Origin of the sequence: Siphonobacter sp. SORGH_AS_0500, assembly GCF_031453245.1 — a bacterium.
In the GTDB taxonomy this organism is placed as follows: Bacteria; Bacteroidota; Bacteroidia; order Cytophagales; family Spirosomataceae; genus Siphonobacter.
In genome coordinates this window covers 1-24,245 of sequence record NZ_JAVIYT010000005.1, presented here as the reverse complement: position 1 = coordinate 24,245, position 24,245 = coordinate 1, and the positions used below count along the sequence as shown (strand labels likewise).

The window sequence follows — 24,245 nt, the reverse complement described above, 5'->3', positions numbered from 1 at the left end:
ATCGGGCTTTTTGCTTTTATTCAGGTTACTTTTCGTACTTATGGGTAATCGTTACTCCCGGCCAATCATCACTTCTAAATGAACTTAGTGGAAAGCCATCCGTACTGAACACGTTAGCGTCCACCGGAGCGTCCGACCACGCATAACGAACCGCAACGGGTTGCGTTACTTTCGGGTGCGAAACTTCTATTTTATTACCCGTAATATGAGCCTGGGCATAGTAAAAAACCTTGTCTGGACCCGCTATTTCAAAACCCTTTACGTATCCGTATTTATCCTTCGCCATCAGGCCCTGTTCCGCAAATTTGAAGGAGACAATGGCTTTGTTCCCCGTAACCGAGAGTTGATCAAACATCGGAGAGCTATACGTTCCGCTCTGGCTGTAGTCATTGTGCAAAGCTATCACGGCCAGACGATGGCCTACGTCCTGTTTATTAGTGGGGTGAATGTCCTGGGCATTGCCAATGTCTGTCGTTACGGCCATTCCCGTGTGTGGGAATTGCAGGGTCAGGGTTTGGGCTTCCCGTAGTTCAGCCCAGCCGCTTCCTTGGTTACTACTTTGGTCGGGCCCGTAACTCGATAGCTGCACATAATAGAACGGAAACGCCTCGTTCCAGCGTTTCCGCCAGTCATTAATCATTAAGGGAAAGCTTTTGCGGTATTGGTACGAGCGACCTGCATTACTTTCACCCTGATACCATAATGCCCCACGGATACCAAAGGGAATGAGCGGGGCCAGTTTGGCATTGTAAATACTGGTGGCGACGCGGTTAACCATCGGCACGTAGCGGTGCGATTCAACCAAAGAAGGAGCAATTTTCCAGTCCCGAATCAGTTCTAGTTTAGTTACGCCATCCGAGAGGTAGTAATCCTGATTAGTTCCCAGTAAACCAAGGCCATACCAGTCGGGATTTTTGCGTTTTTGCAACTTAATCACTAGTTCATTCTGGCCCGTTTTCCAGGTGTTGGCGGGAAGTTGAATCGTCCGAATACCCTGGCTTATGCCTTCGGATATCCGTTTGCCATTCAGATATACTTCCATTTCGGTATCGTTGTCTCCAAGGGCCAGCGTGGTGGGTTTCGCAACCAGATCAGCCGGAACGTCAACGGAGCGGCTCATGTAGCCCCAGCCCTGAAAACCCGTCAGACCCTTCCAAAGCCATTGCCCAAAAGGCTCCTGAATGCTGATCCATTTGGAAAAGTCGCCTTTTCCGTTGAGATACTTAGCCTCATCAGCCAGCGTTGGCTGATGGTTTTTATCCCCGTAAAACTTTTGTCTAAACTCTTTTTCCATTAACGTGTCCGCTTCCGACCAGGTTTTGGGCAATCGCTGAGCGGAGGCATTCAATTCCGGCTCCGAGAGCATGGCTTCTTTACTTAACCAGCTTTCCACATCCGAACCGCCCCAGGATGAATGCAATAAGCCAATAGGCACCTTTAGTTTCTGGTATAATTCACGGGCAAAGAAAAATCCGACCGCCGTGAAACCACCTACCGTGGCAGGGGAGCAAACCTGCCACTCACCCGTCTTTAAATCTTCCTGCGGACTCAGGGCGAATTCATACTCTACCTTGAAATGACGAATCTGCGGATAATCGGCATCTTTCTTTTCTTTCTCAAATTGATTGGCTCTTTCTACTGGCCATTCCATGTTCGACTGTCCCGAACACAGCCAGACTTCGCCAATCAATACATCATTAATATGCTGATTGCCAGATTTTGCCGAGGCCTGTAGTGCATAAGGACCACCCGCTTCCAGAGGTGAAAATCGCACCATCCATTTTCCCTGGGCATTGGCTTTGGTTTGCTGGGTTTGTCCGGCGAGCGTAACGTTTACTTTTTCTCCGGGCTTCGCCCAGCCCCATACGGGAATGGGTTTCTGGCGTTGTAAAACAACGTGATCCGCAAAAATTTTAGCCAACTTAACCTGGGCCTGACTACCAAAGCTAATGAAGCAGATTAGCAGTAATAAACGCTTTCTCATCCGTAATGTATTAGTTATAGGGTTTTAAATTTTGCCGAAGCATCGTCTATCACCAGAATCCAGTCCTGATCCTCGCCCGTGCTTGGCGGAGTAAAGGTTCTTGTTTTTTCATTGGCAAAGGTTCCTAATACTTCTGCTTTACCCGTGCGAGGGTTATACCAGGAAGCCTTTATTTTCTTGCCCGAAAGGATTCCTAATTTTAATTCAAAAGGTAACCCGGAACCGCTGTAAATAAACGCATAATTTTTTCCTCTTGTAGACTGAATATGTTGCTTATAATCGTCTGAATTGGTACTAACAATGAACGACTGGTCAGGAATGCGGTCCAGGTAAGGTCTTGACTCCATCAATTTACGCACGTACTTCATCTCGCCCGCTCCGGGTAAATCCAGCGATTCGTACCAGGGTTTGCTGGGTTCTACATAAGCTTTCTGGCCGGGTACGTACATCTGCCAGATGTTATTACAACCGTAGGTAAATCCATGGGCTCCCGCAAACAAGCTTAGGTAAGCCCTGCGACGCACTTCATAATACTTGACGTAACCATTTTTCAGGTCAAAGCAAATGGGAATTTCTTCGTACACCGGCTCGCCATCCATGGTTGGTTTGGCGGGCTGCAAGGCATAGTCTTTGGCTATATGCTCCCAAACCTTGATGTCCATGCAATGGCCCGTCTGGAACATGTTGAAATCCAGCCAGTCGTCCTGGTGAAACCACTGCGACGAACGGGTTTGTGGATGAAACGTCATGAGGGCTTTGTCTTTGCCGCCAACGCCTTCGGTGATCCCTTTCGCCAGGGCACGCCAGATGTCAACGTCTTTAGAATCTTTACGCGGATTGCGATCACCGCCGATTACCCAGATAAGGTTAGTGTACTTTTTATAGCGATTGCCTAAATACTTGCCGTATTGATAGGCTTTTTCTTCCGTGAAAACTTCCGGCCCAATGCCCCATTTGTCCTTGTTGATTTTATCGCCCCAGGTCGGCAAAACGGCCATGTGAAGGCCCAGGTCGCGAGCCTGATTGATAACGGCATCCACGTGTTGGAAATACGCTTCATTGGGCTGAGCCGGATCTTCATTCCTGAGCGGGATTTCGCCGTAAGCATTAGGCGTACGTAAGCCATCGTGCTCAGCCAAGATAACGGCCTGAATGACAGTAAAGCCTTTGTCGGCCCTGTTTTTCAGATACTTCCGGGACTCTTCCCGGTTAAGTCGGTGGAATAATTCCCAGGCGGTGTCACCCAGATAAAAGAAGGGTTTACCATCCTGATAGGTTAAAAAACGTTGATTATCACTCACTTTCAAATCGGTCTGAGCCTGACTTAACAAGCTGAGGAGCCATAATCCAAGGCAGAAAAACAAACGTATGATCATAGGTTTGAGGCTTACACGCAAGGGAGTGTTTTTGAGCAAAAATAAATATTCAAAGCAGAGCGGTAAGTAATCTATTCGCTTAGCACGTAAATACGATAAAATACTACCATACTACTCCTGCTAAAAAAAGAAACTTCCCGAAAGATCCGGGAAGTTTAATACAATCGATTACTTCATTTTATTGATAAGATTTTAAAGCCTGTCGGTCGTTCATGGCCTGAAGCACTTTCTGCAAGCCTTTCATGTTTAGGGTCAGTCCTACTTCTGCATCCGGGGCGGTGTCTTCGTTGATGATGCCAATAGGCCCCTTGTATCCGCTTTTCTTCACTACTTCCATCATCCCCTGTTCGGCATCGCCGTCACCAATGGGTACGACTTTCACGGGATTTCCTTTTTTGAGTCCCGCCAGGTTTAGAGCTAGCAAGTGCGGCAGGATTTTTGGGAAAAACTGTGGGAATCGTTCGATGTGCTCTTCGGCGTGGTGAAAGTTATAGACCATGCCGAGGTTGGGTTTCTTCAGGTAATCAATCACGGCCAACTGATTTTCGGGTTCTCCAAACCACCCTCCGTGATTGTACAAACCGACGGTACAGCCCAAAGCAGCGGCTCGTTCCACTACGTATTGCACCGGACGAGCCACAGCTTTAATTTTTTCCTCCTGCGACATTTCATTCATGTTCTTAATGCCGCCAATCATTAACCAGATCTGGGTTTTGACCTTTTTACGTTTCAAAACATCCAGTACCGCCTGTAACCCCTGATCCTGTTCTGGGTTGGGTCCAGAGTACATCCAGAACGCTTCCAGCTTAATGTGATGACTGCGGCAGGCTTCTATCTCTTCGTCAAACGTAGGAATGTGTTTTTCCCGCCAGTCGTAAGCCAGTCGGGTAATGCCTAGTTTATTCAGCATTTCGGCCCGCTCGACTGGCCCCCGGTTTTTGCTGTCAAAAGGGACGATGCACCAGGCGACCAGATTGTCTTTGGCGTAAATAGAAGCTGGTTTTCGCTGAGCATACGAAGACGTGATACTGAGCATAATCCCCAGAAAACTAAGAAGGAAGGTGCGGATCAGAGGTAAATTCATTGGAGAACGGATAACGATTTCAGGTAATTAAACTCGGGATTCTTCGGGAAAGTTATACGCCCGCGTCCAGGTCTGGCTCATGTCTGGATACTCGCGGCGACATTCCAGATACTCTTCCATCATTTTTCGCATGGTTGGATTCAGCGTTTCCAGATACTGGGGCGTAAGTAAATCAGAATTAAGCAGATAAAAATGCCAGGTTGGAGGGTAACTCGCACTGTGATAGCCCATGTGAAGCGTTCGGCGAGGTACTTTCATTTTCTCGGTAAAGCCCCTGTGAATCAAGTTATTGTTGTACAAAACGGCCTGCCCTGCCTTTAAAGGGACGGGGATACCGCCCGGCATTTCTACGCCGACGGGAGCATAATGTTTGGATCCCCGAAAAGCCTCGTTTTCTTCCGGGGTATTCGCCCGGTTGTGGCTGCCCGGCACGACCCACAATGAATTTTCATCCACCAGCGGCAGGTTAATCTGAACGCTGTTATGAAAACGTTCCGGCGAAAATAACCAGTCTTCAATTTCGGGTTGCGGTATCTGGATGATGTCCCGATGCCAGCCCAGCGAATAGGCCGTGCCTTCGTTGGCCGCCAGTATCGAGGCATTGTTAACGATCAGATTCGGCCCGAGCAACTCCTCTACCGTTTTGAGAATGACGGGATGGTGGAAGGCGTGATGAATGGGTTCCGTGCCGGGTTTGGTTAGCAGGTGAAAGTAATACTGCCGGGCTTCTTTCCCAAAGTCCTTGATTTCATCGCCCAAATGCTGAAAGGAAGAACTCCGTTTTTCAGTATCGGTAGACTGGATTTTGGGACTAATCAGGCTGTCCATTAACTCCCGGAACGTATCAATTTCTTCGGGAGTGAGTACGTCGACGATGATAAAGCCATCTTTTTCAAACTGTTCTTTGAGGTTCATAAAAATAGGTTTAGAAATGGTTACTATTGATTATGCTTTTTGATGATGATACAAGCGTTCCTGAACCTTTTCGGGTGAAGGCCAGAGCCTGTCACCCGAAAACGCATCCATTTGATTCAATACAATTCTATTCTTTTCTTTCAGGGGAGTTACTAATCAACAGACCGTTCTAAACGCTGCTTTTTATAAACTAACCTGTTGCTTTTGATTCGCTGATTGTAAGCCCGCTTCCAGCACTTTGATGATTTTCAGACCGTCGGCAAAGTTGGGTTCGATGCTTTTCTGTTCGGTAATTGCCGTAATGAAATCAGCAACCGCGTGAACGAACGAGTGTTCATAACCAATGATGTGACCGGCAGGCCACCAGTGCTCCATGTAGGGATGCGAACTTTCGGTAGCCAGAATCGTGCGGAACCCTTTCAAGTCGTCGGCCTCCTGATTATCATAAAATTTCAACTCGTTCATCCGTTCCAGATCAAACAGCAAGCTGCCTTTGCTGCCGTAAATCTCGAAGGTTAATCCGTTCTTTTTACCCGTGGCAAAACGAGTGGCTTCAAACGAGCCAATAGCACCGTTTTCAAACTGAACCATCATTAAGGCAGCGTCTTCAACGGTTACTTTTCCTTTTTCCGTTCCGCTCGATTCGGCCTTCAGGTTCCCGGACGTGGTTTCATCGGCCAGCGGTCGTTCGGTAATGAAATGACTGGTCAGGGCTGATACCGTCGCCACCTCGCCAATGAGAAAATGAGCCAGATCAACGGCGTGTGAGTTTAAATCCCACTGGGGTCCCGCCTGAGCCGTTTCCTGACGTAGTTGCCAGGTCAGAGGGAACGCAGGATCGACAATCCAGTCCTGCTGATACGCACACCGCCAGTGAAAAATGCGACCGATTTTTCCGTCTTCAATCATGCGTTTGGCCAAGGCCACGGCTGGCGTACGGCGGTAATTATGATTGAGGTAATGAACGACCTTGTTTTCCTCACAGACTTTCAGCATTTCTTCCGCCTGTCGACTGTTCATCGCCAGCGGTTTCTCACAAAAGATATGTTTGCCTTCCCGGGCGGCGGCCAGAGCTACTTCGTAATGCAATTGCTGCGGCAGGGCAATGTCAATGATATCAATATCCGGGCGGCTGACGAGTTTTTTCCAGTCGGTTTCGGTTTCCTGCCAGCCCCATTGTTCGGCAAAGCTTTTCAGGGAGGCTTCATGCCGACCACAGGCCACTTTCAGGACGGGTTTGGCGGGGGTATCAAAAAATAAAGGAGCTTTTTTCCAGGCATTGCTATGGGCTTTTCCCATGAACTTGGTACCTACAATGCCTACGTTGAGTTCTTTCGTCATGAGTTACAAATTTTGGGTTAAGTTACGTAAGGCCTGAATACTTTGCTTGACTACTTCCTCTTCATGATCGGTGTAGTCGGGATGCAGAAAATCAACCTCTACGGCTAAAAAACCCTGGTAATCATGACGATGTAAGATTTCGGCTAATTTCTCATTGGGAATTAACCCCTCGCCCGTAGGCACACAGGAGAAAAAATACCACTCATTGACGGGCACTCCTTTTACTGGTTTCAGGTCTTTAATGTGGGTAGCCAGCACGTACGGAGCCAGCTTCTCCATGGCCTGAATGGGATCGTCCAGCACTCGCAGGAAATTTCCAGAATCAAAGTTGACTCCGAAATACGGAGAGTTAACGCCTTTGATTAACTGAAGAATTTCGTCAGAATTGTAATCAATGTGGTTTTCAACGGCCAGCTTTACCCCGTATTGTTCAGCCACTTTCGTTGCTTCACTGAACATCCGGGTAAGCTTTTCCAACTGCGGCTCGTGCGGCTCGAATCGGAACATCAAACTGCTGCCTACCACCCGCATCACCGGAGCCCCAATCTGACTGGCATACGCAATGTGTTCGATCATTTCCTCGAAAGCCTGTTCGTTTTTGCCGCCTTCCAGGCCGTCGGGATGCCCCCAGGCATAGACCCGATCCAGTCCGTTTTGATCCAGATGGCGTTTGATGCCTTGCAGATAAGCCGCGTCAAACTGAGGAATGAAACAGGATTCCAGCGAAACGCCGTCGATGCCCAGCGTTTGCGTTTTCGTTAAAAAATCTTCAAACGTAAGCTGCTGAGCCGGCGGGTTTTGCCCGGCGTACACTTCTCCGAAAAGTCGATGGTAACAATAACTATCAATGCCAATTTTCATAGGTCTTAATCACTGGTTTAGGATTGTTTTCCGCAAATAGCTGAAAAAATACCATCTACACACGCTCTAGGTTGCTAATTTGAGGTAGGTAAAGGGGACATTCCTGCGGCCCGAATGCCCCTTTCGCTCCAACGGAATCAAACCAATTCAAACAAAATATCAATTCATTCAACCCTCAGTTACCAGCCCGGATTGTTCTCATTGATACTGGTATTTCCATTGATTTCATTCAAAGGAATGGGTAATAACAGGTGCTTCTCCTGCCGACGTTTGATGATGTTATTGGCATCAATATCAATGGCATTCATGGCTTGCAGGTAAATGCCCCAGCGACGCAGGTCCCAGGCCCGGTGCCCTTCCAGAGCCAGTTCCCGCTGACGTTCCTGAAGAATAAACGAACGCAACTGCTGCTGGTTCATTCCCTTGGCTTCACTGGCTCCGCTGCGTTTGCGAACTTTATTAAGAGCTTCGTATCCTTCGGCGGTAGGCCCATTCACTTCATTATCCGCTTCCGCGAAAATCAGTAAGGTCTCTGCGTAACGTAAGAAAGGAAAGGGAAAATCCGAACGCTGGACGTTTCGATCCGTTACCTGTAAGAACTTCGACAGTTTAGCCGTATGAAACTGATCGGGTGAATATAAGTCGGTAGGCTGATAGCCTTCTACCGTTGGAACCGTAGCACTGTTTTTTACTTTCAAACTGTCCTTAGCCGGGTAATAATGCCAGGCTGCCGAGCTGAACATCCGCCAGCGGTGTTGCACCCCCTCGGTGATTCGCTGGTCTTTTTCTTCGAACAACTCATACCAGTGATCGGACATCGCGTAGAGATTCCCATCAATAGACCCGCTCGGTAAGGTATAGCCGACGTAGTGATAAGAAAGGAAATTACCGAATATTTCTGAACCCGAAATGGCACTCATCTGCCACAAATGCTCGCCCTTACCCCGATTAGCGATGGTCCAGGTTTGCATGTATGTCGAGAATAAGTCAATCGGCGATCCCGCCTTCTGCATGTCGATTACTTCTTTGGCCTTATCACGGGCCAGTTTGAAGTATTGAGCGGCATCAAAGTTTTCATGCCCTGCTACTACACTTTTCGTGTAAGTGGAAGCCGTAGGCGGAATTCGGCGGACAATGTTCCCTACTCGTTCCGTCTGCTTTCCGCCCATCACCGTCACCTGAGCTCCTTTCAGGGCACCTGAGGCCATGGTCAGGTAGACTTTGGCCAGTAAAGTTTTAGCCGCCTCCTGGCTCAAACGGCCCGTCTCGTAACCCGACGTGGTGCGAGTGTAGAGCTTTTCTTCAGCCGTTTTTAAATTTTCGATGATGTGAGCGTACACATCCGGCACCGAAGCCCGGGGTTGATTGGTGCTTTCGCCTTCGGTTACTGATTTTTTGAAAATGGGTACCGGACCAAAAGCCCGGACGAGCATGTAATAAGCCCAGCCCCGCAGAAAGTATAATTGACCCAATGCGTTGTTTTTCACTTTCTCATCAATAGTCATGGAGCTGACCTTGGTGATGGCGTAGTTGCTGCGTTCAATCAGCGTGTAAGGGCCTGCCCAGAAGGTATTAATGTCTGAGGTAGACTGAAAGTTACCCGCTCCCATGGCCTGAAAAGCGTAGTCTTTTCCAGTAATATCGTCCGCATCCACCTCTAACGGTCTATTATATACGGCATATTGAAAAAAGGAACCGCTGTTTAAGGTATTCAATACACCATTGACCCAAAGTTTGGCATCGGCTTCGGTGGTTGTTCCTACCTGATCGGGACTTACGAAATCATAAGGTTTTTCTTCGAGGGCATTTTTGCAGGAAGTCGCTAGCAGAGTCATCGCCAGCACGCTTGCGTATATCAAGGTCTTTTTCATGATTGCTTGTTTAGAAGGCCGCTTTAAAGCCCAGCGTAATGGTTCGATTGTTGGGATAGGAATTCATATCAACGCCGCGACGAGAGGCATCTCCACCGAAGGAATTCACGTCAGGATCGTACCAGCTATACTTCGAAAGCGTCCACACGTTACCCAGACTGGCGTAGACGTTAATGGATTCTACCGATTTTACGGGCGTGCGGAAGGTATAACCCAGGTTCACCGTTTTCAGACGTAAGTACGAAGCGTCTTCCAGGTAACGATCCGAGAACAACATGACCCGCACCTGCGAAGCATCGGCCCGGGGCCATTTGGCGTTGGCTTTGTTTTCTTCCGTCCAACGGGTATCGTAAGCCCATTGCGGCGTATTGCCCAACTGGTTCATCCGAACTTTCAGCAGGTTCGTATTCACAATGCTTCCTCCCTGTACACCCTGGAAGAAAATACTCAGGCTGAACCCTTTATAGAAAAAGTTATTGGTAAACCCGTACGTATAGTTGGGGTTCGTGCTGCCAATGATGGTTCGATCCGTGCTTTCACTGATACTAGCCGGATTGTTATCCATGTTTTTATACTTGATTTCACCCAGTTTGGAGCGAAGCTGGGTTTCATTCCAGTTGGCGAACTGCGGGTCAGCTTTTACTTCGGCTATGTCGTCATAATATCCGTCTTCCACCAATCCATAAATCGTACCGATGGCATATCCGTTTCGCTGAATAAAAATGTTATCGTAGGAGTAATACAACCGCTGAGCAAACTGATCGGCGGGTAAGTCCATAATTTTATTACGGTTGAAGGAAATATTGGCATTAAGATCCCATTTGAAGGTCCCCTTTTGTAAGAGCGTACCCGTAGCACTGATTTCGAGCCCTTTGTTTTCCACGCTGCCGTAGTTAGTCAACATGGTATTAAAGCCATTACTCGGAGCGATCTGAATCGTTTGTAATAAATCGCGGGTGCGTTTTTTATACAAGTCAACCGTAACGTTGAGTCGATTATTCATGAATCCAAAATCCGCTCCCAAATCCACCTGCGTGGTGGTCTCCCAACGAATGTTAGGATCTACCAATCCTCTGCCATTGTCTACGGCATAACCGCTTTGTTCCACGCCGTTAATGGGCACGTTCGCGATGGTGGTTGTATACAGACTACCGTAGGGAGCAATGCCCTGGTTACCCGTTTGTCCCAGACTACTTCTGATTTTCAGGGTAGAGAAAGCATTCAGGTTTTTGATGAATTCTTCTTCGCCCGCATTCCAGGCCAGAGCAACCGAGGCAAAATTGGCCCACTTATTCCGGGTCGCGAACTTACTCGACCCATCACGACGGAAGGAGGCTGTGAACAAGTATTTACCATCATAGCTATAATTCACCCGGCCCAGCATGGACATCAGAGAGTTATCGCTGCGGCCATTTTGCAGAGGGGAAGGTCTCAAACCCGCTCTCAGGTTAAAGTTGCGGGTAATGTCCGTTGGAAATCCCGTTGCCGACATGGTTTGATACTCCGAAACGCCTCTTTCAAACGTATAAGCCGCCACGGCATTAATCGTGTGTTTTTTAGCAAAGGTCTGGTTGTAGGAAAGAATGGATTCCATCGTCAACTGACCATTGCTGTTATCAGCTACCATCCCATATCCGTTCGTAGGAGTTCTGCCTTCATTCAGGTCACGACCGTAATAAATCTCCCGTGAGTTGAGGTTGAAGTTATAACCCATCCGCTGACGAAAATTCAGAGCAGGTGTGAAGTTCAGTTGAGCGTACGCGGTTGTGTACACGCGGGTTGCGTACGTCATGTCGCGAGCCGACTGCGTGGTTTTGTAGGGGTTAGCCAGATTTGAGGTGTTGATGAGTGATTCCCGAAAGGCCGAATTCGGATCGTCCACCGGATAGGTAGGCGGGAAGAAAATCGTGGAGCTAATCAGACTGGGCTGAGCACCCGAGGTATTCGTTTTGCCCATCTGATAGGTGGTATAAGCGATGTTATTGTTGGTGCCAATTTGTAACAGCTTACCAATCTTCCGATCCAGGTTAAATTGTAAACTGTAACGTTTGAAGCCGGAGTTAAGGATGATCCCCTGCTGATCCAGGTAGTTCCCTGAAATCAGATAGGTTCCCCGCTCATTACCACCCGAGACGGACAGCGTATAATCCTGCGTAACGGCGGGTCTAAATATTTCATTTTGCCAGTTAGTACCCTTAAAACCGGCGGGATACTGCGAGCCCTCGGGCAGTCCATTGCGGTAATCTTCAGGTCCTGGCAGGTAGGTATTTCCGCCTAGCACCGGATCAACCCCCACCCGTCCCGGAAAAGGAACTTCCAGGGTCGTGCCGATGTATTTAGCCGCATTGGCATACGCTTCATTTTGAAATAGAGCGTATTGATAGGCATTAAGCATGGGGATTGTTTTGGATACCTTACCCACACTCAGGTTGGTGGTAAACTCCACCCGGTCTTTGCCCGCTTTTCCTTTCTTGGTCGTAATCAGCACCACGCCGTTCGCTCCCCGCGAACCATAAATGGCCGTAGCCGAAGCATCTTTGAGTACCTCAATACTCTCAATATCCTGCGGATTCATGTTGGCCAGAAAGTTAATGGTCTGCATGCTGCCTTCGGCTCCGGCGGGGGTAGCTGCCGAAGTAAAGGGAATCCCATCAATAACGTACAGAGGCTCACTTCCCGTAAAAGAGTTCGCTCCCCGAATCGTCATGCTGATGCCACCTCCGGGGGCTCCGTCCCCTTTATTGACGTTAACCCCGGCAATCTGTCCCTGTAAACTCTGGTTGATGCTGGTGGGAACGTTACGAAGTAAATCCGTTCCCTTCACGGTGGTAACGGATCCCGTCAGGTCCCGCTTGGCTACCGTTCCGTATCCAATGACCACGACCTCATCCAGTTTTTTATCATTTGATTCCAGCGAAACATCCAGCACGCTTCGACCCGCCAGTAATACTTCCTGAGGAGAATAGCCAACAAAGGAAAAAATCAGCACGGGAGTGGAGGAAGGAACGGATAACGTATAATTACCCTCGTTATTAGTGACCGTGCCCGAAGTCGTTCCTTTCACCAGAATGCTTACGCCCGGCAGCGGTTCTCCGCTTTCCTTAGCCGTTACCTTTCCTTTGACGGTGACGTTCTGAGCCCAAACCGCCGGACATAGAAAGAGTACAGCCACTAACCATAGATAGTGTTGCTTCATTGTATTAGATTTTATAGTAAAAAGGTTTAGAGGGATATTTTTAATTAATCGGTTGAAGGGTACGCTTGCAGCACTTTCATCTGAGGCCGTTCTGTCCCCTGTACTGGACTGACGGCGAGGGTATAATCTCCCCAGCGGGAGCCACCCGCCCAGTAAGTTCCGTTGATGCCTTCTTTTTGAATATAATTTAGAAACCGATCCAGCACGACCAGCCAGCGAGGGTCGTTGTCGGGAACGCCATACTCGCCAATGAATCCTTTCAAGTCATTCTTTTTCAGCCAGGTTACAAAAGGTTTTACCCGGTTAATGCCCGTATCTTCCGTCGCTTTTTCTTCTTCGTAAGTATGTTTATACATTCCTGAACCATTTTTATCGAAGTAGAGGTGAGCTTCAAAAATGAGTTTACGGGAGGGGTCTTTCAGATACTTCAGCGAATCACTAGCGGAAGGCCAGCGTTCCGCCGAACTCCAGCTATTACCTGCCACCAGAATACTCGTTTGAGAGTCTACTTTTCTAATGGCCTGAATCGCCTGCTGAGCCATGGTAAACCAACTAGTTCCGGGCAATAAATCATGAGGTTCGTTCATGAGTCCGTAGCCATACAGGTTCGTAAATCCTTTCATGGCTTTGGCTAATCGCCCCCAGGCATCGCCAAGAGCTTTTACCGGTAGCTCCTCTGACCCCAGCAAATGCTCTGTATGCTGATCGTATCGTCGGCAGTAATTATGCATATCCAGAATGACGGGCATGCCCATTTTTTCAGCCTCACGCACCACGTTCTTCATACGGGTCAACTCTGCGGCATCCAGTTCCCCGTAGAGTTGCGGTTGAATTCGCTCCCAGCGGAAAGGCAAACGAATCAACTTCAACTGATGCTGATGGTAATAATCCAGCTCTTTTTTTTCCGGATAAGCATAATCCTTTTCATAGACACCGGGCATGCTCGAACCAAAATCGGCTCCGGCCAGATTAATCCCGAAAGGTAGTTTCTGAGCGTACAAGCTCGGCGAAAATAGCCATAGGATTCCCAGGGAAACGGCGGTAAAGCGTTTCTTCATACCAACATACATACGTAACAATAGGCAACTAACTCTACATGATATACGTAAAGTGCTTTTTAATAAAATAGGCTTGCATCAAACGGATGCATCGATACAAAAGCAATACAGGACTTGGAAGGTACCTGCCCTTAAAAGGGACAAATAGCAAATGGTTGAACGAGATAATTAAAATAGTGTACGTTAACTATCTATATTCAAATGTAACCTAATTGTTGGACTTTAACAAACTTTCTTACAGTTATTTATTCAAAAAGTTATACTTATGCCCTGGCCCTATTCCAGAGCAAAAGCTACGTATGAGTCCCCGGTTTTTGTCCCTAGTTTTCCACCACCTGTGGCCGCAATAACCAGGTACTGTTTGCCCTGAATGGTATAGGTACTGGGGGTGGCATACCCTCCGAAAGGCAGAGCGGCTTCCCAGAGTTTTTCGCCCGTGTCTTTATCAAACGCCCGAATTTTTTCATCGCCCGTAGCAGCAATGAATACTAAGCCTCCTTTGGTGACAATGCAGCCGCCGAAGTTTTCCCGGCCAGTTACGGGTACGCCCTTAGCGGTTAGTTCTGGATATTCGCCCAACGGTTTTTTCCAGACTAGTTTTCCGGAATGCAGGTTAATGGCATTCAGTGTTCCCCAGGGAGCTTTTGTGGCCGGGTAATTCTCCTGATCTAAGAATTTCGTATAATTCATGGCCCGATAGACGGGGGGCAAGTTTTTGTCTTTTACCTCCGTATGGCTTTCCATATCCAGTAAAAATTCGGCTAATGCCTGCACTTCGTCTTCTGAAATTTGGGAAAAGGCGGGCATGGCTCCCCGACCATTTTTGACGATCTGAACGACATCCGGTTTTTTGAATTTCTTCGATAAATGAGTCAGGGCCGGAATCCCGCCGTTGCCCTGCCGCTCCGAGCCGTGACAACCCACACACCCTTTTTCCAGATATACCCGTCGGCCCGGATGCTGGGCTATGCTCTTGGCGTTCTTGTCTTTGGCATTAATATCAATCATCGTAATGTGCCAGGCTAACTCATTGGCATTCACGTATAAATTACCCGTGGTGGGGTCATAGGCTCCCCCGCTCCATTCGGCTCCGCCGTGGATGCCATAATAAATGACTCCTTTCTGCGTGGGGGGCACGTACCAGCCCGTATCCGCCGACCGAAAACGAGCCAGGGCATCCGCATGAGCTTCCGGCGTGCGATTCGTCAGGTCTTTTTCAGTCACTACTTGCCGGGAAAAGGATTCCGGCCATTGTACATAAGGCTGTGTAGGATACGCATTTTCTCCGAGAAGCTGCGAAGGCGGAACGGGCCGCTCTTCGACTTTGGAGAGTAGCTCTCCGGTCTGCCGATTGAATAAAAAGATATTGCCCGTTTTGGTTAGCTGAACAACGCCCGCTACTTTCTTTCCCTCGTGCACAAAATCAGCTAATATCGGGGCACAGGGTAAATCCAGATCCCATAAATCCCGGTGAATGACCTGATAATGCCAGGCATGTTTCCCCGTAGCGGCATCCAAAGCGACGATGCTATTTCCGTACAATTGCGAGCCAGGTTTGCCGGGACGGTAAAAGTCATTTTTGGGTTGTCCCGTTGCAAAATAGACCATGCCAAGTTGCGTGTCTACTGATAAGCCACCCCATACGTTAACACCCGCTCCATCCCGCCAGAATTCGGTGTCACCCCAGGTATCATACCCCGCTTCACCGGGTTGAGGGATGGTGTTAAAAAGCCAGACCCGTCGGCCCGTTTTGATATCAAAGCCGCTGACGTTAGCTGGAGCACTCCAGCTCATGCAACCCACGATAACCGTATTCTTATAGACCACGGGCGAAGCCGGGGCCGTAATTTTCATTTCAGAGGCTGGACGAACCAACCCTTCATTAAGATCCACCCGACCGTTTTTACCAAATGATTCAATGGCCTTACCCGTGCGGGCATCAATGGCCAGCAGGTAGTTATTGGCAGTCCATAAAATTCGCTGGTCGGCTTCGTCTTTCCAGAAGGCAATTCCCCGGTTGATCCCACCCAGTCGCTCCCCCTGGCGGGCGGGGTTATGCCGCCAAATTTCCTGGCCATTGCGGGCATTGACTGCGATGATCTCGTGGGCCGGACTGGTGATGTACATGATGCCATCCACAATCAGCGGATTCATCTGGATGTTTCCCTTCGTGTTTCCCGAATGGTACTCCCAGGCGACTTTCAGCTTCGAGACATTCTCTTTCGTGATTTCCTCTGCTTGTGAGAAACGGGTAACCCCTTCGTCGCCCCCCGTTACCGCCCAGTCGATCTGGACTGGCGTACGCGAAGGGCGACTGGACTGCTGACAAGCCATCACTAGTAGCGTTGCCGCCAATAGCCACGGATGTTTCACTCCCGAAAACTGATTTAGGTTAGCCGTTAACCTTTGAAACATAGGTTTAGTGTATAAGAGGATAAGTATTCGCCCGTTAGGAAACACCCTGAGCTAAGCGGTAATGCTTCACCCCAATAGTGTACGTACACCAAATGTAGACTTATTTCTTAAATGTGTAAAAATAATTTTATTTATTACTCTTATTATTCAATTTTTATAATTCGTAAATTATTGATAATTAGAAGTTTATGTTAATTAATATTTTTTGCCTTTGCAGTATTTCTAGTGATTCTGTTTTCAAATTAAGCTCGAAAAAGCTTGTCTGGCTATGCCTTACAAAACAAACCTGGTTTCCTTTTGGATTAACCTCCACTATTTACGAGACCGTTGGCTTCTGTTTCGAATCGATGATAGACTAGTTCCCTAAAGAAAGGAATAGACCTTACTGAAAAGGTGGTGAGCTTTCTACCGAGCTAGTTGCTAATGGTGTATGAGAAATGAGTTGGGAATCTAAGTAAGGTTCTTCGCTTCGCTCTCAATGACCGATTGGGCGATATCTAAGCTTCAACTTAAGTTAAATCCAGCATCAGATGAGCAAGTTTCATTAGATCGTATAAGTCCAGTACTATTGGTATCCAGCAATCAACTATTTCTTTAGACCTGTCATCTTTTTCAATAAATCGCTACTAATGGTGAAGATTAACCAGGAAAAGATGTTCAGACTACAAATTTTTATACTCGTTTTTATTGGTGCATCAGGCTTTCCGATAAGATCCCTAGCCCAGATGCAAAAGGAGCAGGCAGACCTAATTGACCGTTATTTGAGCGTGCAGCAGCAATCCATCGGCTTTAACGGTACAGTCATGATTGCCAGGAATGATAGTATAATCTATCGACAGTCTCTAGGAAAAGCGTCATTGGAGCTTGACGTACCGCTTTCTTCGGATCCTGTTTTTCGGATAGCATCCATTACTAAGCAGTTTACTGCTATGTTGGTTGTATTGGCTGCCGAAGAGCACAAGTTAGCACTGGGCGATCAACTCAGTAAATATTACCCCCAACTGGGCCAATCAGATTGGGGCAAAATAACGATCAGGCAATTGCTGACTCACACTTCCGGCCTTCCCCATAATGAAGGGATAGCAGATTACTGGGAGAAAATTTCGTTTATTCCACTCTCGGACCGGCAGGCCACGGACGAGATATTTAAATTGAAACTACGGTCTGTTCCAGGGACAAAGACGCACTATTCCAGTCCTGGATACTTTATTCTGGCAAGTATTCTGGAAAAGATTTACCATAAAAGCTATGGTGCCATCCTAAGGGAGAAGATTACCGCTCCATTACATATGGATCACACAGGAGAAAACACGGCAACGGCCCTCATCAATGGAATGGTTTCTCCATATCATCAACTGGCAGATCGACTGATCGCAGCACCACAGCGGGACTTTGCTTTAATGAAAGGATCGGGTAAACTGTATTCAACCGCAAGCGATCTATTAAAATGGAACAATAATCTAAATGGAACCGGGCATTTCAATAAAACAGTTACAGATCAGCTGTTCACCATTCAAAATTCACAACCGATTAATGGACGTAACGAACCTTATGGCTATGGCTGGTTTCTTAGGCAATCTTCAAACCGAGAAAGGGATTTCAATTTTACTGGTGGCGGGACTTATGGATGTTCTGCTATTTCGGGCTACTATCCAAATGCAAATATTTCAGTAGTAATCCTGAGTAATATTTCCACATTGCCCGTCGGGGAAATGCAGGCCAGCATTGAAAGCATCGTTTTCGGAGACAGGTTTGATATGCCGGTTGTACATACACCTATAGTAATGGAGGCATCGCAATTTGGCAAATTCCAAGGAACCTATACCGCAGACAATGGCCACCAACTAGCGATTTTTTTTAAAGGAGGGCAGCTCTATGCTAAAATGGGTCAAAATCCATTTTTCGAATTGTATCCCTCGGATAGCTCTGTTTTTTTTGGGAAAAAGGTGCCTGTGCAGATTGCATTTGAAAAAGATTTAGATGGCACCATTAAAAGCCTCAAAGCCAGCCTAAAGGGACAATCAATTCTTTTTGTTAAAACCAGATAGGATGGAAAAACAGTTTTTGGAGATGATCACCATGCATAAGGCCACCATTCATAAGGTGTCACGCCTTTACCGGGACAGCCCCGAGGACAGAGAGGATCTTTTTCAAGAGATCGTTTTACAGTTATGGCTGTCTTTCCCAAAATTCGAGGGAAAGTCCAAGCAAAGTACTTGGATATATAAAATCGCACTTAACACCGCAATGGCCTGCTATCGAAAGAAGCATATAATTTTATCATTCACCGAGCGATTACCGGACCAAGAAGACAGTAACATTGATTGTGAAAATCGGGAACGAGAGCAGCAACTGTTTGCCATACTAAAAACGCTAAATGAAGGAGACAGGGCATTACTCGCCTTGTATTTCGAAGACTTTGACTATCGCGAGATGGCAGAAATAACGGGATTGAGCGAGAACCACATTGCTGTCAAGATGGGAAGAATTAGATCCAGGCTAAAAAAACATTAAATCCAGCAAAATGAATATTGATGAACTGAAAAACGATTGGAAAAGTATTAAGCCAGAAAATGCTGGCATGAAAGAGCAGCCCATGATAAAAAAAGGGAATAACCAGTTAAATGCGATCAGACTGCGGCTTGTCATAGAAATGGTGTCGTATCTCGTATTTCTTGCTGTTTACTATACGATGTTTGATGGGGACAAAAAACCGTTATACGCCAATTGGTTACTGATCGGATCTTTTCTCATGGTCATCATTCATAGCTTGATGGGTTACTTGGCCGCAAAAAACATTGTATCAGGAGAAAGTATTTTGCAGTCGATGACTAACTATCACAAAAAACTTAAAGGATACGCTATGATATCTTTGCTTACACGGACGGTCTCATTGATTTGTCTCCTAATTTTCTTTGTTTCCTCCGTTGAGCTCGATATTAAGAAAAACTGGATGCTTGTTGGCTTGGTTTTACTCGTCGCCACTCAGGCTTATATAAATTATAAGATATGGTTGGCCAGAATAAAAAAAATAGGTGATTGTATCGAAAATTGGCAATCCTAAATATAAGACAATAGGCTTACTGAGTTCAAGCATCTCAGCTATTTGGGGTATGGTATATTGTATACAAAAGTTTCATGAACTCTTGTTAAATACTTGAACATAAGATTATTAAGAAATTTATTGCGGGGGAGTCATAGGGGGCCGTAGCCGTATGAATGATTCCGTTTTGCTACCTACGACGTTTGCTGTTAATAAATTGCAGTGGTCGAAATCCACCCGCAGTCGCTCGGCTTTGCCGAGTGACCACCTAGCTCCAGGCCTCTGGCCGGTAGGATTCGAACCAGTAGAGATGATCAGAGCACACCTTTTCCAAACAAAATATCCCTACTAACCTCGGCCAGAGGCCTACTCCCTTTGACTTTAAACCAACAGCCCTTAACAAAAAAGGCATCCCGCGTGAAGGTTCATGCGGGATGCCTGGAAAATTTACTGGTTAAATCAATACCCTGGATTCTGCTTCAACTGAGGCGAAACGTTTAGGACGTTAAAGCCGATGGGGAAAATATTCGTGTGCGTGTCGGCATCGGGCTGCTTATCCCACCAGGTTCCAGAATTAAATTGGTTAAAGCGAATCAGATCCGTACGGCGGCGGCCTTCACCCAGGAACTCCCGGCCCCATTCATCGAGTAACTCCTGCTCGGAGAGTGTACTGCCATTGGCGGGATACAAACTCGGTGAGCCTGCTGGGTAATAGCGTTTGCGAACGCGGTTAAGGATTTCCGCTGCTTTGGCTTTGTTACCCTTTCTGAATTCACATTCCGCTAGGGTATAATAGACCTCGGCTAAACGAATCTCTGCGTAATCAGCTTCAATTTTATGCTCGTCTTCCGTGCGATAAAAGGGATACTTCAGCATATAAACCCCTGAGTTCTGATCGGCGTGATTCATGTTGGATTCTTTATCCGCAGGAACCTGATTGGGAGGCGTATTTTTAAACCAGCCTACCTGATCCCGAATGTAAAGTTTATATCCCCGGGTGCTGGCTAAAGTATCCCGGTTGTTATTGTAGGTCAGGTATCCGTACAGGAACATACCCTCCCGACTGTTATTCCCCAGATTTCGGTATTTCTTCAATCGCACGTCATCGCTGTATTTCTGAAATTTGATGAAGGGCTTACCGAGCGTATGGGTATATTCTACGTTATCGACGTTACGGCCGGGTTGCAGGGAGAAACGGGGGTTGCTGCCACCCCAGTCAGTAAAGCCGAGGTAAGTCTGAGGAGCATTGTAAGGCATCATCCACCAGTACATGCCGCCTTCATACTGCCAGTGCGACCGACCAAACGTACCCGGAAAGGCAAAAATCGTTTCGGCTGATTGATCGTTATTCCAGTCGAAGGGAGCATCCCAGCGATCTTCAATGCGGTAACTTCCGTATTTGCCGTCCATAATGTCCTGGCAAATGGTGGCACAGTCGGCAAACCGATCTTCGTTAATGTACACTTTGGCATTGATATACAGACGAGCCAGCAGGGTCATGGCACCCGCCTTCGTCCAGCGGCCCTGAAATTGTTCAGTGCCCGCGTCGCCCTTGGCCGCCAGATCAGGTAAAGCTTCTTTGAGTTCGGTTTCGATGAAACGGAACGTTTCCAAGGGCGTGGATTGTGTAGTACCCTGGGTTTCGCCTTTTACTCGGGTGATGATTTCAACATTCCGGTAGAAGTCGTACACGCGGAGGTAATACCAGGCCCGCATGGTTCTTAGCTCGGCAATAAACTGCTTTTGTTCGGCAGTAGTCAGACCAAAAGCCGCCGGATCAATTCCTTCAATATCCTGTAGGGAGTTAGTGGCCAGGGCTATACCCGTGTACAGGTTATTCCAGGCGTTACTGCAATAACCATCCTGCGAAGTCCAGGTGTGCTGGTGTGCCCGGATGTACTGTCCGCCGTCGTACCAGTCGCCTTCCCGGTTGGGCGTCATGAACTGATCGGCTGGTAATTCCTGCATGATGAATTGATCGCCCTGAACCGTCCAGTAGCCGTGTTCAAACGTTCTGAGGAAGGTGCGATACACGTCTTCTTTCGTTTGCAGAAAGTTCTCGGAGGTAATGCGGTCATACAGCGTCTCGTCCAGATCCGTACAACTGCTGAGCAGACTCGTGAGTAATAAACAGGAAAATATCTTTTTCATAGAGAGTAGAGGTTATAAGCCCAACTGGATTCCGGCCAGCACCTGGGTAGTCGTGGGATAATAGGAACGCGAACTGTTGATACCGGGATACAGGCCATTCACGGGGTAACGATCGGGATCTCCTCCGGTGAAGGAAGTAATCGTCAACAGGTTGCGGGCTGCTGCATAGATACGTACGGAGCGGATTGCCTTCAGATTGACTTTAGGGGAATAACCCAGCGTCACATTATCGAGCTTGAGGAATGATCCGTTTTCCAGGAAATAATCCGATAAAATGACCGTAGTGGCCTGGTTGGTTAACTTCGCGTACTTACCCTCGCCGTACGCGGAGGTTAACACGTTTGCGTTGGATTGCGTACTGGGCGTACCGGTATAAAACGCCTGGGTATTGAAAATTTTATACCCTAAAATGGCTCTGAAAAAGACCGAAGCATCCCAGTTTTTGTACGTAAACGAGTTGTTAAGGCTTAAGGTCGCTTTCGGTAAGCCATTGCCAACGACGCGTTTGTCATCATTATTAGCCTGATTAGCCGGGATGACTTCATTGTTCTTGTTGTACACCAGCAAGCGGCCATCTTCCGCTACACCAGCTGCGTGAAGCATGTAAAACGTACCAATCCGCTGGCCTTCCTGTAAACGCTGAGCCGTTCCGGGCGAGCCGGGGCTGGGTAAACCTACGACGTCAAGGAAGGTTTGTCCCTGATAGGCATTGTTGGAGAACGAAACGAATTTGTTACTATTGGTCGCTCCTGCGAAAGCGATGTTGTAGGTAAACGAAGGCGTAGAGACGATCCGGGCGTTCAGTTGTAACTCAATTCCTGAGTTTTGCATGCTTCCTACGTTAGCATAGGTAGAACCCTGAATGTTTGGTGGTAAAGGCACGGAATACGAACCCAGCAAGTCTTTATTTTTTCGGGTGTAATAGTTAATACTTCCCGAGAATACTTCTTTAAAGATTGAGAAGTCAATCCCGAAGTTCAGGTTCTCTGCCGTTTCCCAGCGTAAATCATAGTTGGTATTCTGACTTGGTCCCCATACCTGGTACTGGTTGCCGTTAAGCGGGTAATACCCGTACCCACTGTAGGTATCCAGGGATAAATAGTTACCGAAATCCTGGTTACCTGTTACGCCGTAATCGGCCCGAAGTTTCAGATCATCAATCCACGTTAATGATTTCATGAACGTTTCCTGACTCAGTCGCCAGCCTACGGATGCGGCTGGGAAATTACCCCACTTGTGGTTATACCCAAACTTGGAAGAACCCTCCCGCCGCAAACTGGCCGAGAACAGGTACTTGTCCTGAAGAGCGTAGTTAATCCGGCCAAAGAAGGCAATCAGACGGGAATCATTCTTGTACGTACCCATGCCATTGCGTCCCGCCACCTGCTGATACAGGCCCGTTCCGATGTTGTTGTAGGTGAGGGCATCGGAAGGCATCTGTCGGTTATCCGCCGAAAGTCCAGAGTTTTGGAAGTACTGGTAGGAATAGCCACCCAGCACCTTCACATCGTGGACTCCTTTCGTTAACGAATAGTTACCCACCCACTCCAGACTTCGCTGGTCGTACTTGTTGTAAGCTCGGCTTGCTGAGTTCATGCTACCCTGATACTGAGCGGCGTAGGTAGACGTAGAAGGACGGAAAAAGAAATCAAAGTAATCGCGGGTAAATTGTCCGTACGTCAGTTGAGTCGTCAGGGTTGGTAACAGATTGACGAGCACACTGGCGTTGTAGTCCAGAATCTTGCCTTCCGTTCCGCTTTCTTCCGTCCGTAACCGTTCTACAGGGTTAAAGGGCGAGGAGAAACCGGATTGAATCCGGTTGTAACGGGTGGGATTCTGGGGATCAAAAATGGGTAGGGTTGGATTGAGCGTTAAGGCCTGGTCAAAAGAGTCATAATCGGCGTTGTTACTTCTAAAGTAACGGGGGGCCACGTTCAGACTCAGGGTATATAAGTTATTGGCAGAGGTATGATTCAGCATCAAACGAGCACCGTATTCCTGACGACCCGACCGTAGATCCAGACCCTGGGCATCGCGGTAGTCCGCCGTAGCCCGGTAGTTATTGCGGGCATCGCCCCCGGAAAAGGATAAGCTGTGTTTATGCGAAAACGCCGAGGGCCGGGTAATGGCTTTAAGCCAGTCGGTTTGAGCTCCAAAGTCAGTGCCCCGGTTTTGAGCCAGGAATTCCGACGCCGAAAGTGTTTTCAGGGGCATGGCCGCAAAGTCAAAAGCTCCGTACCCGTTGTAATCCACGCGGGAACCCTGCGAGCCTTTTTTAGTGGTAATGATGATTACCCCGTTACTACCGCGAGTGCCATAAATAGCCGAAGCCGCTCCGCCTTTGAGTACGTCAATGGACTCAATGTCATTTTGGTTGATGTTTTCCAGAACACCACCGGGTACGCCGTTTACAACCACCAGTGGCCCTAAACCCGCATCCCGCGAAGATACGCCCCGCAGCTGAATACTGGGCATGGAGTTAGGATCGCCACCGCCCGTATTGGTAATGGTGAGTCCGGAAACTTTTCCCTGCAAGGCAGCAATAGGGTTGGTTACGCCAACGGTTAATAAATCTTTACCCGATACGTGGGTAATGGCACTGGTTACTTCCTTCTTGTCCAGCGTACCATACCCTACTACAACGACTTCCTGTAAAGAACTGGCCGTTTCTTCCAGGGTCACGTTAATGACTAGTTGATTGCCGACGGTTACCTCTTTCTTCGTGTAACCTATATACGTATACGTTAGTACGGTTTCAGGCCCTTTTACGGTAATTCTATAGTTACCCTCGGCATCGGTAAGGGTACCGTTGCTGGTTCCTTGTTCCTGAATGGATACGCCGGGCATGGCACCGCCCGTATTACTGAGCACTTTGCCCGTAACGGTTACGGCCATAGGGGCGGCGGCCAGGAGTGAAAAACTTACCAATAGTGCGGGCAATAGTAGCCCT

15 protein-coding genes are annotated in these 24,245 nt (G+C 47.8%); 3 read left to right on the top strand and 12 right to left on the bottom strand.

Going from position 1 to position 24,245, the window contains the following annotated elements:
* Positions 1-25 precede the first annotated feature (25 nt).
* The 10 genes from QE357_RS21165 to QE357_RS21120 form a co-directional block, all read right to left on the bottom strand.
* Positions 26-1,984, bottom strand: a complete 1,959-nt coding sequence (locus QE357_RS21165) for a sialate O-acetylesterase (protein WP_309712078.1) — start codon at positions 1,982-1,984, stop codon at positions 26-28.
* Between the two features lie 14 nt (positions 1,985-1,998).
* Entirely contained in the window at positions 1,999-3,360 is a 1,362-nt protein-coding gene (locus QE357_RS21160) for a glycoside hydrolase family 140 protein (protein ID WP_309712075.1), read from the bottom strand.
* A 178-nt stretch (positions 3,361-3,538) separates the two neighbouring features.
* The gene (locus tag QE357_RS21155) at positions 3,539-4,444 is read right to left on the bottom strand and encodes a TIM barrel protein (protein ID WP_309712072.1); all 906 of its coding nucleotides are present in this window, start codon (positions 4,442-4,444) and stop codon (positions 3,539-3,541) included.
* A gap of 27 nt (positions 4,445-4,471) precedes the next feature.
* Positions 4,472-5,359, bottom strand: coding sequence for a phytanoyl-CoA dioxygenase family protein (locus QE357_RS21150; RefSeq protein ID WP_309712069.1), 888 nt, complete (start codon positions 5,357-5,359; stop codon positions 4,472-4,474).
* A 183-nt stretch (positions 5,360-5,542) separates the two neighbouring features.
* Positions 5,543-6,700 (bottom strand): Gfo/Idh/MocA family oxidoreductase, encoded by a 1,158-nt coding sequence (locus QE357_RS21145; protein WP_309712067.1) that lies wholly within the window; start codon positions 6,698-6,700, stop codon positions 5,543-5,545.
* A gap of 3 nt (positions 6,701-6,703) precedes the next feature.
* Positions 6,704-7,561, bottom strand: coding sequence for a sugar phosphate isomerase/epimerase family protein (locus QE357_RS21140; RefSeq protein WP_309712063.1), 858 nt, complete (start codon positions 7,559-7,561; stop codon positions 6,704-6,706).
* 179 nt (positions 7,562-7,740) lie between these two features.
* On the bottom strand, positions 7,741-9,432 hold the full coding sequence (locus tag QE357_RS21135; RefSeq protein ID WP_309712060.1) for a RagB/SusD family nutrient uptake outer membrane protein: 1,692 nt from the start codon (positions 9,430-9,432) through the stop codon (positions 7,741-7,743).
* Between the two features lie 10 nt (positions 9,433-9,442).
* Positions 9,443-12,628: a TonB-dependent receptor gene (locus tag QE357_RS21130; RefSeq protein ID WP_309712056.1), complete on the bottom strand. Its 3,186-nt coding sequence runs from the start codon at positions 12,626-12,628 to the stop codon at positions 9,443-9,445.
* Positions 12,629-12,672: 44 nt separating this feature from the next.
* Positions 12,673-13,686: a glycoside hydrolase family 5 protein gene (locus QE357_RS21125; protein WP_309712053.1), complete on the bottom strand. Its 1,014-nt coding sequence runs from the start codon at positions 13,684-13,686 to the stop codon at positions 12,673-12,675.
* Between the two features lie 276 nt (positions 13,687-13,962).
* Positions 13,963-16,101: a PQQ-binding-like beta-propeller repeat protein gene (locus QE357_RS21120; protein WP_309712050.1), complete on the bottom strand. Its 2,139-nt coding sequence runs from the start codon at positions 16,099-16,101 to the stop codon at positions 13,963-13,965.
* 629 nt (positions 16,102-16,730) lie between these two features.
* Here QE357_RS21120 and QE357_RS21115 point away from each other — a divergent pair.
* From QE357_RS21115 to QE357_RS21105, 3 genes are read left to right on the top strand one after another with little or no spacing between them, the layout of a single operon-like run.
* Positions 16,731-18,149, top strand: a complete 1,419-nt coding sequence (locus QE357_RS21115; protein ID WP_309712047.1) for a serine hydrolase domain-containing protein — start codon at positions 16,731-16,733, stop codon at positions 18,147-18,149.
* 1 nt (position 18,150) lies between these two features.
* Positions 18,151-18,615, top strand: a complete 465-nt coding sequence (locus QE357_RS21110) for a sigma-70 family RNA polymerase sigma factor (RefSeq protein WP_309712044.1) — start codon at positions 18,151-18,153, stop codon at positions 18,613-18,615.
* A gap of 10 nt (positions 18,616-18,625) precedes the next feature.
* Positions 18,626-19,165 carry a hypothetical protein gene (locus tag QE357_RS21105; protein WP_307140595.1) on the top strand — a complete coding sequence of 180 codons (540 nt, stop codon included), beginning with the start codon at positions 18,626-18,628 and terminating at the stop codon, positions 19,163-19,165.
* Positions 19,166-19,603: 438 nt separating this feature from the next.
* Here the strand turns inward: QE357_RS21105 and QE357_RS21100 are convergent, their stop codons facing one another.
* On the bottom strand, positions 19,604-21,295 hold the full coding sequence (locus QE357_RS21100; RefSeq protein WP_309712037.1) for a RagB/SusD family nutrient uptake outer membrane protein: 1,692 nt from the start codon (positions 21,293-21,295) through the stop codon (positions 19,604-19,606).
* 12 nt (positions 21,296-21,307) lie between these two features.
* Positions 21,308-24,190, bottom strand: a complete 2,883-nt coding sequence (locus tag QE357_RS21095) for a SusC/RagA family TonB-linked outer membrane protein (RefSeq protein WP_309712034.1) — start codon at positions 24,188-24,190, stop codon at positions 21,308-21,310.
* Positions 24,191-24,245: the final 55 nt, after the last annotated feature.